11 protein-coding genes are annotated in these 13,872 nt (G+C 65.5%); 6 read left to right on the top strand and 5 right to left on the bottom strand.

Annotation, left to right across the window (positions count from 1 at the left end):
* The first annotated feature begins 4 nt into the window (after positions 1-4).
* The 4 genes from trpE (at position 5) to Q0Q48_RS09575 (ending at position 4,122) form a co-directional block, all read left to right on the top strand.
* Positions 5-1,537, top strand: a complete 1,533-nt coding sequence (gene trpE / locus Q0Q48_RS09590; protein WP_295136910.1) for an anthranilate synthase component I — start codon at positions 5-7, stop codon at positions 1,535-1,537.
* A 114-nt stretch (positions 1,538-1,651) separates the two neighbouring features.
* Entirely contained in the window at positions 1,652-2,464 is an 813-nt protein-coding gene (locus Q0Q48_RS09585; protein WP_295136909.1) for an enoyl-CoA hydratase/isomerase family protein, read from the top strand.
* A 13-nt stretch (positions 2,465-2,477) separates the two neighbouring features.
* The gene (locus Q0Q48_RS09580; RefSeq protein WP_295136908.1) at positions 2,478-3,230 is read left to right on the top strand and encodes an SDR family oxidoreductase; all 753 of its coding nucleotides are present in this window, start codon (positions 2,478-2,480) and stop codon (positions 3,228-3,230) included.
* A gap of 13 nt (positions 3,231-3,243) precedes the next feature.
* On the top strand, positions 3,244-4,122 hold the full coding sequence (locus tag Q0Q48_RS09575; protein ID WP_295136907.1) for a TauD/TfdA family dioxygenase: 879 nt from the start codon (positions 3,244-3,246) through the stop codon (positions 4,120-4,122).
* 28 nt (positions 4,123-4,150) lie between these two features.
* On the opposite strand, the gene Q0Q48_RS09570 is transcribed toward Q0Q48_RS09575, so the two are convergent.
* A complete protein-coding gene (locus Q0Q48_RS09570; protein ID WP_295136906.1) occupies positions 4,151-6,610 on the bottom strand; it encodes a M10 family metallopeptidase in 2,460 nt (819 codons plus the stop codon).
* Positions 6,611-6,799: 189 nt separating this feature from the next.
* Between Q0Q48_RS09570 and Q0Q48_RS09565 the strand changes: the two genes are divergently transcribed.
* Positions 6,800-8,089 carry a hypothetical protein gene (locus Q0Q48_RS09565; RefSeq protein ID WP_295136905.1) on the top strand — a complete coding sequence of 430 codons (1,290 nt, stop codon included), beginning with the start codon at positions 6,800-6,802 and terminating at the stop codon, positions 8,087-8,089.
* Positions 8,090-8,093: 4 nt separating this feature from the next.
* On the opposite strand, the gene Q0Q48_RS09560 is transcribed toward Q0Q48_RS09565, so the two are convergent.
* A complete protein-coding gene (locus Q0Q48_RS09560) occupies positions 8,094-9,116 on the bottom strand; it encodes an aldo/keto reductase (protein ID WP_295136904.1) in 1,023 nt (340 codons plus the stop codon).
* 138 nt (positions 9,117-9,254) lie between these two features.
* Here Q0Q48_RS09560 and Q0Q48_RS09555 point away from each other — a divergent pair, with 138 nt between their 5' ends.
* Entirely contained in the window at positions 9,255-10,226 is a 972-nt protein-coding gene (locus Q0Q48_RS09555) for a MerR family transcriptional regulator (protein ID WP_295136903.1), read from the top strand.
* On the opposite strand, the gene Q0Q48_RS09550 is transcribed toward Q0Q48_RS09555, so the two are convergent.
* The 3 genes from Q0Q48_RS09550 to Q0Q48_RS09540 form a co-directional block, all read right to left on the bottom strand.
* A complete protein-coding gene (locus Q0Q48_RS09550; RefSeq protein WP_295136902.1) occupies positions 10,207-11,295 on the bottom strand; it encodes a hypothetical protein in 1,089 nt (362 codons plus the stop codon). The genes Q0Q48_RS09555 and Q0Q48_RS09550 overlap by 20 nt on opposite strands.
* Before the next feature lie 12 nt (positions 11,296-11,307).
* Positions 11,308-12,522 carry an acyl-CoA dehydrogenase family protein gene (locus Q0Q48_RS09545; protein WP_295136901.1) on the bottom strand — a complete coding sequence of 405 codons (1,215 nt, stop codon included), beginning with the start codon at positions 12,520-12,522 and terminating at the stop codon, positions 11,308-11,310.
* A 117-nt stretch (positions 12,523-12,639) separates the two neighbouring features.
* Complete coding sequence (locus Q0Q48_RS09540; RefSeq protein ID WP_295136900.1) at positions 12,640-13,851, bottom strand: acyl-CoA dehydrogenase family protein; 1,212 nt, start codon at positions 13,849-13,851, stop codon at positions 12,640-12,642.
* Positions 13,852-13,872: the final 21 nt, after the last annotated feature.

The following is a 13,872-nucleotide window of genomic DNA, read 5'->3' as shown; positions in this document are numbered from 1 at the left end:
CTCAATGTCCATCTCCCCCGACTTCGATGCCTTCGCGGCGCGCTACGATTCCGGCACGCCGCAGGTCGTCTCGACCAAGCTCGTCGCCGACCTCGAGACGCCCGTTTCCGCCTACCTCAAGTTGGCCGACGGCCGCGCCAACTCGTTCCTGCTGGAATCGGTGGAAGGCGGCTCGGTGCGCGGCCGCTATTCGATCATCGGCTTCAAGCCCGACGTCGTGTGGCGCTGCCGCAAGGGCCAGGCCGAGATCAACCGTCGCGCCCAGACCGACTCCCAGGCGTTCGAGGCGCTCGAGGGCCGGCCGCTGGAGACGCTGCGCGTCCTGATCAAGGAGTGCCAGATGGACCTGCCGCCCGGCTTGCCGCCGATGGCTTCGGGCCTGTTCGGCTTCCTGGGCTACGACATGGTCCGCGACATGGAGCGGCTGCCCGACACCAATCCCGACCCGATCGGCCTGCCCGATGCGATCATGGTGCGGCCGACCCTGATCTGCATCTTCGACCGGCTGGAAGACAATGCGACCCTGGTCACGCCCGTCTGGCCGCAAACGGGCACCAGCGCGCGTGCCGCCTACGAGGCCGCGCAGGAGCGGCTGGCCGATGCCGTCTCCGACTTCGAGCGCACTCTTCCCTTCCGCCGTGACAGCGCCGAGGGCCTCGACGCCCTGCCCAAGCCGCAGGCCAACATGTCGAAGGAAGACTTCAAGGCGATGGTCGAGACCTGCAAGGAGTATATCCGCGCGGGTGACGCCTTCCAGATCGTGCCGTCGCAGCGCTTCTCGCTGCCCTTCAAGCTGCCGCCGCTCTCGCTCTACCGGTCGCTGCGCCGCATCAACCCCTCGCCGTTCCTGATCTTCTTCGATTACGGCGACTTCACCATCGTGGGCTCGAGCCCCGAGATCCTCGTCCGCCTGCGAGACAACACCGTCACCATCCGACCGCTCGCCGGCACGCGCCGCCGAGGTGCGACACCTGAAGAGGACAAGCGCCTTGCCGAGGAGTTGCTGGCCGACCCCAAGGAGCGCGCCGAGCATCTGATGCTGGTCGACCTGGCCCGCAACGATGTCGGCCGCGTGTCGAAGATCGGCTCGGTGCGGGTCGTCGAGCAGTTCACCATCGAGAAGTACAGCCACGTCCAGCACATCAGCAGTCACGTCGAGGGCACGCTCGAGGACGGGCTCGACGCGATCGACGTGCTGAAGGCGGGATTCCCGGCCGGCACGCTGTCAGGCGCTCCCAAGGTGCGCGCCATGCAGATCATCGACGAGGTCGAGCCGGTACGCCGAGGCATCTATGCCGGCTGCGCCGGTTATTTCGCGGCCAACGGCACGATGGACACCTGTATCCTGCTGCGCACGGCCCTGGTGAAGGACGAGACCATGTACGTACAGGCCGGCGTTGGCGTTGTTGCCGACTCCGACCTCGAGGCCGAGTACCAGGAGAGCGTCCAGAAGGCCCTCGGCCTGGTCCGTGCAGCCGAAGAGGCCGTGCGCTTCGCCAGCGCCGGCCAGTGGACCGCCGGCAACACGCGGCGCTGACCTCGGCGCTTTCCTGCCCTCCTCGGAGGCACGAGCCGGCCTTTTCTCCATGCGGACCGGGGCCTTGGGGCGTCCGCTTGACGTGCTAACCTCCCGCGCAACGGAGGAAAGCCCATGTCCGACTGGCAAAATCGCTACCAGCGCCTGCTCTTCGATCGCCCGCACCCCAAGGTGCTGCGCGTCACCATGAACCGACCCGACAAGTACAACGCGACCGACGCGATCATGCATCGCGAACTGGTCGACGTGTGGCGCGACATCGACGGCGACGACACGGTCAACTGCGTGATCATCCAGGGCGCCGGCGGCAAGGTGTTCTCCGCGGGCGGCGACTTCGACATCATCGAAAAGAACATGAAGGATCACAACGCGCTGCTCCGCACGTGGAAGGAAGCGCGCGACATCGTCTACAACGTGATCAACTGCTCCAAGCCGATCGTCAGTACGATGCGCGGCCCCGCCGTCGGCGCGGGCCTCGTCGCCGGCATCCTGGCCGATGTCTCGATTGCCTCGAAGAAGGCCAAGATCATCGACGGCCATACCCGTCTCGGCGTCGCTGCCGGCGACCATGCCTGCATCGTCTGGCCCCTGCTCTGCGGCATGGCCAAGGCCAAGTACTACCTGCTGCTCTGCGAGGCCGTCGACGGCGAGGAAGCGGAGCGCATCGGTTTGGTGTCGCTCTGCGTCGAGGACGACCAGCTCGAAGCCAAGGGGCTGGAGGTCGCCACCAAGCTGGCCGAGGGCGCCCAGACCTCGATCCGCTTCACCAAGTACGCTCTCAACAACTGGCTGCGCATGATGGGCCCGACCTTCGACACGTCGCTCGGCCTCGAGATGCTGGGCTTCGTGGGGCCGGACGTGAAGGAAGGCCTTGCCTCGCATCTCGAGAAGCGCAAGCCGAAGTTCGATCCCTATTCGCCGCTCTGACCCGGAGGCGATGATGCGCGGACTCGAAGGCAAGAACGTCATCGTGACCGGCGGTGCCGGCGCGATCGGCAGCGCGATCTGCCGCCGCTTCGCGGGCTACGGCACACGCGTCGGCGTGTTCGACAAGAACCTCGACGGCGCGAAGAAGGTCGCGGACGAGATCAACGGATATGCGTCCGGTGTCGACATCGCCGACTATGCGGCCGTCGGTGAGGCGATCGCCGACTTCGAACGCAAGGCCGGCCCGACCGACATCCTCGTGAACAACGCCGGCTGGGACCGCTTCGCCAACTTCGTCGACACCACGCCCGATCTCTGGGACCAGCTCATCGCCATCAACCTGCGCGGCCCGCTCAACATGAGCCACGTCGTGCTGAAGGGCATGGTGGCGCGCGGCGGCGGCCGCATCGTCAACATCGCCTCGGATGCGGGCCGCGTCGGCTCCTCGCAGGAAGCCGTCTATTCGGCCTGCAAGGGCGGCATCATCGCCTTCACCAAGACGGTGGCCCGCGAGGTCGCGCGCAAGGGCATCACCCTGAACGCAGTGTGCCCCGGCCCGACCGACACGCCGCTGCTGGCGGCCGTCGCAGGCGACGACGAGCGCGGCCAGAAGGTCCGCGCGGCCCTCGTAGGCGCCATCCCGATGAAACGCGTCGGCCAGCCCGAGGACATTCCGGGCGCCGTGTGCTTCCTCGCCAGTGACGATGCGGGTTTCATCACCGGCCAGACGATCAGCGTCTCCGGCGGCCTCACCATGCACGGATGAAGGAACGTTCCCGATGAGTGATCTGTGGATCCAGCCGACCGGTGCGGCCCTCGCCGCCGATGTTCACGGCATCGACCTGTCCAGGCCCGTCAGCGACGAGGTCTTTTCCCGCATCGCCGAGGCCTGGGGCAAGCACCTGGTGCTGCGGTTTTCGGGGCAGCAGCTCGACGACCGCATGCTCATCCAGTTCAGCGCCCGCTTCGGCGAACTCGACAGGGTGCCGATTTCGGCCGCCAGTCTCGACCGCGCGGACTCCGACGTGATCGACGAGGCGCGCGAATGGGTGGCCGTCATCGCCAGCGTCAAGAAAGACGGCAAGGCGGTCGGCAGCCTCGGCAGCTACGAACTCGTGTGGCACACCGACATGTCCTACAATCCGCTGCCGCCGCGGGCCTCGCTGCTCTACGCGCTCGAAGTGCCGGCCGACGGCGGAAACACCGGCTTCCTCAACATGTATGCGGCCTACGAGACGCTGTCGCCCGAGCTGAAGCGCGCGATCGAGGGCAAGGTCTGCATCCACGATTCCAGCCGCAACTCGGCGGGAGAACTACGCAAGGGCTTCCAGCGCACGGTCGACGTACGCCATACGCCGGGCGCCGTGCATCCCCTCGTCCGCCTGCACCCCGACACTGGCCGCAAGGCGCTGTTCCTCGGCCGCCGTCCCGGCGCCTACATCCACGGACTCGAGGTCGAGGAGAGCGAGGAACTGCTCGACGCGATCTGGGCCCACGCGACGCAGGAGAAGTTCGCCTGGTACCAGAAGTGGCGCGCCGGCGACCTTGTCATGTGGGACAATCGCTGCGTCATGCATCGCCGCGACGCCTTCGACGAGAGCCTGCGCCGGCTCATGCACCGGACGCAAATCGTGGGCGAGGCGGTTCAGCCAGGCTGAACCGCCACAGGGCTGTTCCCGCCGCCGATCAGGCGAAGAGGAAGTCCGATGCGAGGATGTTGGCCTCTGCAACTCCCATCAGCGTGATCGCACTGGTCGTTGCTCCCTGGGTATGGAACAGCGTCGTCGAGGTCGAACCGCCGCCTGCATCCCATTCGTGCATCGTGAAATCCGAGAGCGAGTGGATCGTGCCGATCGCCGTGAAGTCGATCTTGTCGGTGTGCCCGCCGAAAAAGAAGATCGTGTCGGCTCCCCAGGCGATGTCGGAGTAGACGTAGCGGTTCGCGCCGGCTTCTCCGATCAGCGTGTCGTTGCCGGCACCGCCCGTCAGGACGTCGTCTCCGTCGCCGCCGGCGATGTAGTCGCTGCCCCAGCCGCCGGTCAGGACGTCGGCTCCGCCCCAGCCGTAGATGAAGGTGTCCACGGTGTTGCCGGTCGCATCGAGATTGTCGCCGCCCTGGACCGAGCCCTGCACCCATTCGATCGAGGCCGTCGTCATGTTCAGGCTCAGGCCCCCGGAAGACCAGACGTAGAGCGAATCGAAGCCTTCGCCACCATCGATCAGGCTGTCGCCGCCCTCTTCGATCAGGACGTCGTCGCCCGCCTGGCCGCGCAGGACATCGGAGCCGGGGCCGCCGATCAGCGTGTCGTTGCCGGCACCGCCGAGCAGGTTGTCGTTGCCCTCGCCGCCGTTGAGATAGTCGGCGAACGCCGATCCAGTGATCGTGTCGTTGCCGTTCATGCCGTAGATGTAGACGCCGACGGTCTGGGCCGCGCCCGTGAAGACATCGTTGCCGTCGTTGCCGCGCGCCCATTCGATCGAGGACGCCGCCATGTCGAGGGTCACGGCGTCGGCGGTCTGCACCAGCGCCGAGTCGAAGCCGGCGCCGCCGTCGATCGAGGTGTCGGCGGCATCGACCAGCAGGCTGTCGTCGCCATCGCCGCCTGACAGCTTGTCGGCGCCGAGACCGCCGTTCAGCATGTCATTGCCGGCATTGCCGACGAGTACGTCGTCGCCGTCGAAGCCATAAAGCTGATCGTTGCTCTTGCCGCCGGTCAGCGTGTTGTCGCCGGCGTCGCCGATCAGGGTGTTGGCCCCCGAGCCGCCCGTCAGGTTCTCGATGCTGTCGTAGGTATCGGCGGCGTAGTAATCGACCGTGGCGTAGTGGGCGGTGAGATCGGCATAAACCACGCCCGTACGGCCCAGGTACGAAGCAGTGTCGATACCGTCGCCGCCATGCAGTTCATTCTCCCGCCCGAAACCGCCATTCAGGACATCGTCGCCGCTCCCGCCATAGAGGATATCGTTGCCTATCCCGCCGTCGATCGTATCGTCTCCGTCATTCCCCCAGATCGTGTTGTTGAGATCGTTGCCGATGATGGTGTCGTTGCCGGAGCCGGCCTTCAGGGAGCCGATCTCCGATCGCTTGTCGTCCTGGTAGAGCAGGCTGTTGTAGACGTTGCCCTGGGCCTGATATTCCGGCGATCCCTCAGGCGCCTCTGAATTAAGGTCGGCGAGCTGGCTGTTCGAGAAGCGCAGCCACTTCCCCGGTCGCATGTCGTCGTACTGGTCGTCGCTGAAATTGCTGAGATCGAAGGTGGTGTCGGCACCTTGCGTCCACACGGTGGTAAAGATCTTCTTCGTGGCCGTGGGGCCGGTATTGGGGGCTTCCTCGCCATTGATGTATTGCCTGCCGTCGGTATCCCAGGTGTAGGTGTCCTGCACCGCAGGCTTGACGTCGGTCTTGCCCTTGTCGAAGTTGGCGCCGTACATCGCCTGCAATGCCGCGATGTCGTACATCATGTAGCTGGAGACGGATGAGCCGGACGGCGCCGTCGTGTTGGCGTTCACGCTCACCTCGCCGCTCAGGAACGACGAGTAGGTCATCACCGTGAATTCGATGTCGTTCCGGTCGGTGGCAATGGGACCGTTCGGATAGAGCTCGAAGGGGTGCTTCAGGCCGAGCGCATGCCCCATCTCGTGGATGACGCTGGCGAAGGCGTCTTCGCCGTAAAGCTGCTCTGTTTCGAACTCGCCATTCTCGCCAAGATATACGTCCCCGGCTGCATTGGAGATCGAATTGCCGGGATAGTTAAGGGGGTAGTTGGCGTGCGATCCCCCCTCGTTGCCTGCAAGGCCGGTGGCGCCTGCAATCCTGAAGGAAGCATCCGACGTGGTGCTCAGGTCGAAGGTGAGGCCGGTGTAGTAGGAGATGAGCTTGAAACCGATGACCGCCGCAGCCTGTTGATTTTCGTCGGTGGGCTTGAAGGCGGTCAGGCCGTTCTGATCCACATAGTCGTCGGGATAGTCGTCCTTGTCGGTGGGGAAGAAATAGGTGAACGTTGTTGCCGGTGTGGTGCCCTCGACATCCGAGGTCCAATAGTGATCGGACAGGAGCGCCCGCACATTGGGGTCGACAACCGTGTAGGAACTGAACGTACCCGCGAAATTCCCGCCCTTGGTGACAGGTGAATCCGAACTGGCCATGCCCCAATACCCCCAATACTCACGCCGACAGGATTACTGCACCGAAAATGCAGTAAATGAACCGTCTAGTTCTACCATCGATTTGCGAAGATGCCCGCCGGATTTCTTGTGACGCACGGACAGAGCCCTAAAGGATTGGAAGATGATCGTGCACCGCAGGCCATCCGCCGTGCCGGCAGGGTAACCGCGATGCTCGCCCTGCTTTGGGCGACTGGATCTCTGCTGCTTCCCCTCTCCGCATTTGCAACGCCCGATGCCGCCCAGACGGCGGCGATCTGCGGTAAACGCACGAGCTGCAAGGTCGAGAGGACCCGCGACGCGGGCAGGTCGCCCGCAGGCGCAGCGCTCGCCGTCGTGGAAGTCCGCCTCGGCCTCGCCGACAGGCCCAAGGATCAGGACGAAGGCTGCATCAACGGCAATGCGCGCGATGGCGGTGTCGAATACTGGCTGCTGGACGGCACCGCGGCACCCAAGCAACTGCTGCAACTGTGCAACGACGGCTACGGCATGGCCGGCGTCGGCGAAGACGAGGTCGAGATCGGCCCCAACCGCCTTGTTCACCATCAGTATGGCGGCTCGTCGTGGCGCTGGTCGACGGAGGTCTCCTATTCGCTGGTGCCCTTCCGCGCCGTGACCGAGCAGGATTGCAGCTACCACAATGTCTCGGAGCAGAGCGGTACGCTGACCGACATCGACTTTCGGACGCGGCTGGTGCGAACGCTGGCGAAGGACAGCACGCAACGCGATGCCGGCGTGGGCTGTCCGTCATGGCCCAAGCCGCCGAAGGCCTTTGCGGCGAGGATCGACGCCGAAACGGTGGGCGCCTATCCGGTGGTTGCGCCGGGCCTGCCGGACAAGGCGGCGATTCCGGCCGGCACAGCGCTCGGCAACTGTGTGCCCGGCATGACGACGGCCGGCGACAACGGCTTTGTCGTGTGGGGCAAGCCCGCACCGGCCGGTCAGGCGGCGGAGATCAGGACGATCGGCGTCGGCAGCAACGCGCTGATTGTGCAGGTGTTCGATCCCGCCCCTGCCAACGCTTCGCCCGCCGGCGGCTCGTGGATCCACCTTCCCCATCTGGAAATCTGGGTGGGCCAGAACGGTGAGGAGATCAACACGATGCTGCCGCTCGGCCAGATGACGCAGACCGGCATCACCCTCGACGGTGCCGTCCATCGTGGCGTCGGCAAGCCGAGCCCGCCGCCCAAGGTCGAGCGATGGACCTCCCGCGACGAGCAGGGCCGCTCCGTGGTGGTGTTGCGACTCGTCTGGCCAGACGAGTTCGCTCTGATAAACGGCGTGGCGGTCGTTTACTCGCAGGCCGAGGCCGGCAAGCAGGCCCGCCTCGTCGCGACCGCCGGCTTCGCCAACGGCCGCCCCCTCTACGTGCCCGGCGTGCTTGCCCTGGCGGGCAGGCCCTCGACCTCCGACAGCGGCCTCTGTCGCATTCAGGGTGGCCGCCTGGTCGCGATCGAGTAGAACTCTACATCCTGGCGCCGCCCGGCATCTTCAGCGCGCCGGCGCGTCGTGCCGGCATCGGGTCCTCGAAGGCGCGCGGGTATTTGTGCGGCTGGGCGGAGACCCTGTTCAGTTTGTCGAGCGCATCGGCCGGAAGGCGCCAGCCGCCCGCCTGCAGCGTCTCGCCGAGCTGCTCGGCATTGCGGGCGCCGACGATGGCGCTCGTCATGAAGGGCTGGTCCATCACCCATCGCAGCGCCACCTCGGCCGGCGGCTTGCCGAGCTCCTTCGCCGTGTCGAGCAGCGTCTGCAGGATCTCGCCGTGATTGGACGCGAAGAATTTGCTCTGGAAGCCCCAGCCTTCGGCAGACCGGCTGCCCTGCACCTCGAGAGTGCCCGGCGTGTACTTGCCGGCGAGGTAGCCGCTGCCAAGCGGCGACCAGGCCACGCAGCCCAGCCCCTTGAGCTCCAGCGCCGGCACGATCTCCTCATCGATGTCGCGGACCACCAGACTGTATTGCGGCTGGTAGGCCGCGAAGCGCTCCCAGCCCTTCGTGTCACTGATCCACAGCGCCTCCATCAGGCGCCAGGCCTCGAAATTCGAGCAGGCCGTGTAGAGGATCTTGCCGTCGCGCACGAGATCGTCGAGCGCCCGCAACATCTCCTCGAGTGGCGTCTGATGGTCGACATGGTGGATGTAGTAGACGTCGATGTAATCGGTCTGCAGGCGCTTCAGCGAGCCCTCGATCTGCTGCTTGATGTGCAACCGCGACATGCCCGAATCATTGGGCCTGTGGCCCATCGGATTGAAGAACTTCGAGGCGATGATGGCATCCTGGCGCTTGCCCTTCAGCGCCACGCCCAGCATCGTCTCCGATGTGCCGCCGACATAGGAATTCGCCGTGTCGAAGAAGGTGACGCCAGCGTCGAGCGCGGCATTTACCATCTTCGTGGCTCCGTCCTGGTCGGCGCCGTTGCCGAAGGTCATGGTGCCGAGGCAGATCTCCGAGACTTTAAGGCCGGCGCGGCCGAGATTGCGGTAGTCCATGCGCATCCTCCGTTGTCCGGCACCGAGACTACGCCACCCCGCGCTGACGCAGGAATGACCATGTCCGGAAAAGCCTGTTGACCCGGCCCCTGGGACCGCCCTCATAGGGGGAGCGGTCAACATCAAGCGAGGTCGATCGTGAGCCAATTCCTCAATGCGTCCGACGCCGCCCGGCGTCTCGGCATCTCCACCAAGGCATTGCGCGTCTATGAGCAGCGGGGCCTGCTCGCACCAACCCGCTCGGACGCCGGATGGCGGACCTACGGGCCAGAGGATCTGGAGCGCGCCTGCGAGATCATGGCCCTGCGGGCGCTGGGTCTCAGCCTCGCCCAGGTCGCGCGCATCCTTAAGGGCGATGCAAGCGGGCTGGAAGCGGCGCTGGCTGACCACCAAGGGTCGCTCGAGGCGCGCCTGCGGGAGCTGGTCGAGGCCATCGAAGGCGTGCGGGCGCTGCGCGGCGACCTGGCCCACGGTGGCGCGCCGAGCGCCTCCGACCTTGCCCGCATGCTGGCGCTCAAGCCGGGGCTCCACGTCGCGTTCGCGCTGCCCTGGCCCTGGGGCGGCGAGCGCTTCGAGCTGCGCGACATCAGTCCCCTCACCTACATCACCGGCCCTCTGGGCAGCGGCAAGACACGGCTGGCGATGCGGATCGCCGACGATCTCGACGGCGCCTTCCTCGGCCTCGACCGTGCGGCCGATCCGTCGCTGGTGTCGAAGATCGCGCCGACGGTCGCCCTGCTCGTACAGGACGGCGCGACCGACACCCCGGCGCTCAGAGCCCTTCTCACCGGCCTCGAAACGACGACGCCCGTGGTCGTCGATCTCGTCGAACAAGGCCTCGACAAGCCCACCCAGGAGGCGCTGATTGCCCTTCTGCGCCGTCGTGGCCCCGACGCGCCGCCGCTGTTCGTGATGACGCGCTCCTCATCGATCCTCGATCTCGATGTGCTCGGCCCCGACGAGACGGTGCTCTTCTGTCCGGCCAATCATGCGCCACCGTTTCCGGTCTCTCCCTATCCCGGCACACCGGGCTACGAGGCGCTGGCCTCCTGCCTCGCCACGCCGGAAGTGCGGGCGCGTAGCGAGGGGGTCATCGCCGTGCGGCGATGACCGGCTCCAACTTCGAGTACATGGCGTAGTGCCAGTAGGGTCCGCCATGATCGTCGAGGCCCATGATGTTGTCCTGCATGACATAGGTGAAGTCCTGCGGGGTCGCGGCAACGATCTCGACATTGCCTGGCAGGTTTCGAAGCACGGGGTCGTCCTTCGGTCCGAACATGTGCAGCAGGTAAATCTTCTCAGCCGTGGTCGCCGCAATCGCGCGCAGGAGTTCGCTCGACACCCTGTCGACGTACTCAGGCACCGGTTCCGGCCCGGTGCAATAGGCCGGATCGAATTTGCAATGCATCGGGATCGTGTCGAGCGCGAGCCGATTGCTCGTGTCGAGTCGCGCGCGGATCACCCTGTCCTTCGGGTCGAGCTCGACCTCGGGGAATGTCGAGGCCATCCAGTCGCGGATGCTGCGCAGCCGCGACGGCGCCGCCACATGGCGTTCCTTGTAGTACTGGGCATAGCCCAGGACGACGACGTCGCCGGGGCGGATCTGCTCCTTGATCCGCCGCATCGTGACCAGCGCATTGGCCCAGGAATAACCGGCCAGCGCATGGATCTGCACGGAGGCGCCGGGAAAGGCTGCCTGCAGCAGAAACGCGAAGGTCTGCTGGTCGTTGACGCCGTCGCCGAAGACATAGGAATCGCCCAGGACGAAGATGCGGCGGGCCGCGTCAGCGGGTGCCCTGCCGGTGAACCTCGTTCCATTCGGATTGATCGTCACCACGGCGTCGAGATGTTCGATCTTTCCCTGGCGCATGCCGCTGTAGCGGAAGACGTACCGGCCGGGATTGGCGCGATAGCCCTGTTCGGCGTCCTCGGCGAAGAACCCGGCCGGTGACCGCGTCATGCGCCTGTAGGTCGCCGGGTCGGGAAACGATCCGGGAAACAGCCAGCTCACCCCGGTCCGCAGCGCCAGCAGGATCGCGGGCTCCGACGGCGGTCCGGGCAAAGCGGCGATCCTGTCCTTGTTGACGGCGTAGAGGAACGCCGAGGAGCCGATCTCCAGCGCGACCAGGACGATTGCCGCTAGGATCGCATAGAAGACCGCCTTCTTCGGCGCGCTCACGCGGTCCCCGCCCTAGAGACCGAGCATCGCCTTGGCTAATACGTTGCGTTGCACTTCCGACGAGCCGCCGTAGATCGTGGTCTTGCGGGTGTTGAAGTAGCGCGGCGAGACGTCATCGACATATTCGCCACCCACCGGGACGACGTTACTGTCGTAGTTGCGCAGCTCGGTGAAGGGCGTGCCGTACCAGCCGACCGCCTCGACTGCGAGTTCGGTCACCTTCTGGCCGACCTCGGTGCCGCGCATCTTCACGACCGAGCCCATGTTGCCCGGCGCATCGCCGGTCTTTAGGCTCGAGTAGAACATCAGCTCGTTCATCTCGATGGCGTCGATCTCCATCTCGACAGCCGCCATCTTCTCCCGCCACTGCGGATCGGCCGAGAGCGACTCGCCCTCCTTCATCTGCGTCTTCGAGAGCGTCTGGAGATGGCGGAACGCCTTGCGCAGGCGCGGGCCGAAGGCCTGGCCGCCACGCTCGAACTCGAGCAGGAACTTGGCATAGGTCCAGCCCTTGTTCTCCTCGCCGACCAGGTTCTCGACCGGCACCTTCACGTCGGTGAAGAAGACCTGGTTGACCTCGTGGCGCATCGGCGTGCGCGTGCCATCGACCAGGTAGATCGGGTCGAGCGTGATGCCCGGCGTCTTCATGTCGATCAGCAGGAAGGAAATGCCCTCCTGGCGCTTACCCTCGTTGGAGGTGCGGACGAGACAGAAGATCCAGTCGGCGAAATGCGCGTTGGTCGTCCAGATCTTCTGGCCGTTCACGACGTAATGATCACCCTGGCGTTCGGCCTTGGTGCGCAAGCTGGCGAGATCGGAACCGGAGCCCGGTTCGGAATAACCCTGGCACCAGAGTTCCTCCGCGGCGGCTATCTTCGGCAGGAAGCGCTTCTTCTGGGCCTCGCTGCCGAACTTCATCAGGACGGGCGCCACCATCTTGATGCTGAACGACGACAGATAGGGCGAGTCGGCCCGCGCCATCTCCATCTCGAAGATGAACTTCTGCGTCGAGGTCCAGCCCGGCCCGCCATACTCCTTCGGCCAGTTGGGGCAGAGCCAACCCTTGCTCGCCAGTTTCTTCTGCCACTGCAACAGCCGCTCCTTGGAGACGTGGCTGCTGCGGCTGCGGCGGCTCTCCTCCGCCACTTCCGGCGGCATATTGGCGGTGATCCAGTCGCGGACTTCCTGCTGGAAGGCCAGTTCCTGATCGTTGAAGGCTAGACGCATTGTTTCTCTCCTGCCCCCTCCGCCCCTTCGGGGCACCTCCCCGTTTGAATGGGGAGGCGGGGAAACTTCATTGCCTCCCCATTCAAATGGGAAGGTGGCGCGTTGGCGACGGAGGGGTCAGAGCCCCAGCATCACCTTCGACATGATCCCGCGCTGTACTTCCGACGAGCCGCCGTAGATCGTCATCTTGCGGCCGTTGAAGTAGCGCGGCGCCAGCACGTCGGCGCCCTCGGGGCCGATCGGCTCGACATTGGCATTCCAGGCGCGCTGTTCGGGGAACGGCTGGCTGTAGTAGCCGGCGGCCTCGACGGCGTATTCCTGGACCTGCTGCATCACCTCGGTGCCGCGCAGCTTGATCATCGAAGAGAGCGGGCCCGGATTCTGGCCCGCCGCCAGCTTGGAATAGAACTCCTGCTCGAACATCTCGAGGCCGGAGATTTCGATGTCCATGCGCGCCAGCTTCTCGCGCCAGGCCTGATCGGCCATGATCGAATCCTCGCCTTCCGGCATCGACTGGGCGAGACGCTTCAACCGCTCGAAGCCCGAGCGCAGGCGCGGACTGTAGGGATTGCCGCCGCGCTCGAACTCGAGCAGGTACTTGGCATAGGTCCAGCCCTTGTTCTCCTCGCCCACGCGGTTCTCGACCGGCACCTTCACGTCGGTGAAGAACACCGAGTTCACCTCCTGCGTGCCGGCGCGGTTGCCGTCGGCGGTGATGATCGGCTCGACCGAGATGCCCGGCGTCTTCATGTCGATCAGCAGGAAGGAGATGCCCTCCTGCGGCTTGCCCTCGTTCGAGGTGCGCACCAGGCAGAAGATCCAGTCGGCGGTCTGCGCCAGCGTCGTCCAGGTCTTCTGGCCGTTGACGATGTAGTAGTCGCCCTCGCGTACCGCCTTGGTGCGCAGCGAAGCGAGGTCGGAGCCCGAGCCCGGCTCGGAATAGCCCTGGCACCAGATCAGGTCGGAGTTCAGCATCGGCGGCAGGTGGCGCGCCTTCTGCTCGGCCGAGCCGTACTTCATGATCACCGGCGCGCACATCTTGGGGCCGAACGGCGAGGTGCCGGGCGCGCCGGCCTTCGCCATCTCCATCTCGAAGATGTACTTCTGCGTCGTGGTGAAGCCCGGGCCGCCGAATTCCTTGGGCCAGCCGGTGCAGAGCCAGCCCTTCTTGGCCAACCGCTTCTGCCAGTCGATCAGCCGCTCCTTCGGCATGTAGGCGTTCCGGCCAACCTTGATCTCGCCCACGATCTCCGGCGTCAGGTTCTCCTTCAGCCAGTCGCGCACTTCATTCTGGAAGGCGATTTCTTCCTTGCCGAACGTCAGGTCCATTGGGGGCTCCTCTTTTGCGGC

Origin of the sequence: uncultured Reyranella sp., from assembly GCF_945957355.1 — a bacterium.
Classification (GTDB): Bacteria; Pseudomonadota; Alphaproteobacteria; order Reyranellales; family Reyranellaceae; genus Reyranella.
Note: the sequence above shows the minus strand (reverse complement) of the source record. Positions and strands in the feature narration are given on the sequence as shown.

What these genes read in the sequence shown, in the direction of transcription:
- Q0Q48_RS09560 (WP_295136904.1), bottom strand. Translation starts at nt 9,116, where the DNA reads ATGGACTACCGCAATCTCGGCCGCGCCGGCCTTAAAGTCTCGGAGATC.
- Q0Q48_RS09545 (WP_295136901.1), bottom strand. Translation starts at nt 12,522, where the DNA reads ATGCGTCTAGCCTTCAACGATCAGGAACTGGCCTTCCAGCAGGAAGTC.
- Q0Q48_RS09580 (WP_295136908.1), top strand. Translation starts at nt 2,478, where the DNA reads ATGCGCGGACTCGAAGGCAAGAACGTCATCGTGACCGGCGGTGCCGGC.
- Q0Q48_RS09575 (WP_295136907.1), top strand. Translation starts at nt 3,244, where the DNA reads ATGAGTGATCTGTGGATCCAGCCGACCGGTGCGGCCCTCGCCGCCGAT.
- Q0Q48_RS09565 (WP_295136905.1), top strand. Translation starts at nt 6,800, where the DNA reads ATGCTCGCCCTGCTTTGGGCGACTGGATCTCTGCTGCTTCCCCTCTCC.
- Q0Q48_RS09570 (WP_295136906.1), bottom strand. Translation starts at nt 6,610, where the DNA reads ATGGCCAGTTCGGATTCACCTGTCACCAAGGGCGGGAATTTCGCGGGT.
- Q0Q48_RS09585 (WP_295136909.1), top strand. Translation starts at nt 1,652, where the DNA reads ATGTCCGACTGGCAAAATCGCTACCAGCGCCTGCTCTTCGATCGCCCG.
- trpE (WP_295136910.1), top strand. Translation starts at nt 5, where the DNA reads ATGTCCATCTCCCCCGACTTCGATGCCTTCGCGGCGCGCTACGATTCC.
- Q0Q48_RS09540 (WP_295136900.1), bottom strand. Translation starts at nt 13,851, where the DNA reads ATGGACCTGACGTTCGGCAAGGAAGAAATCGCCTTCCAGAATGAAGTG.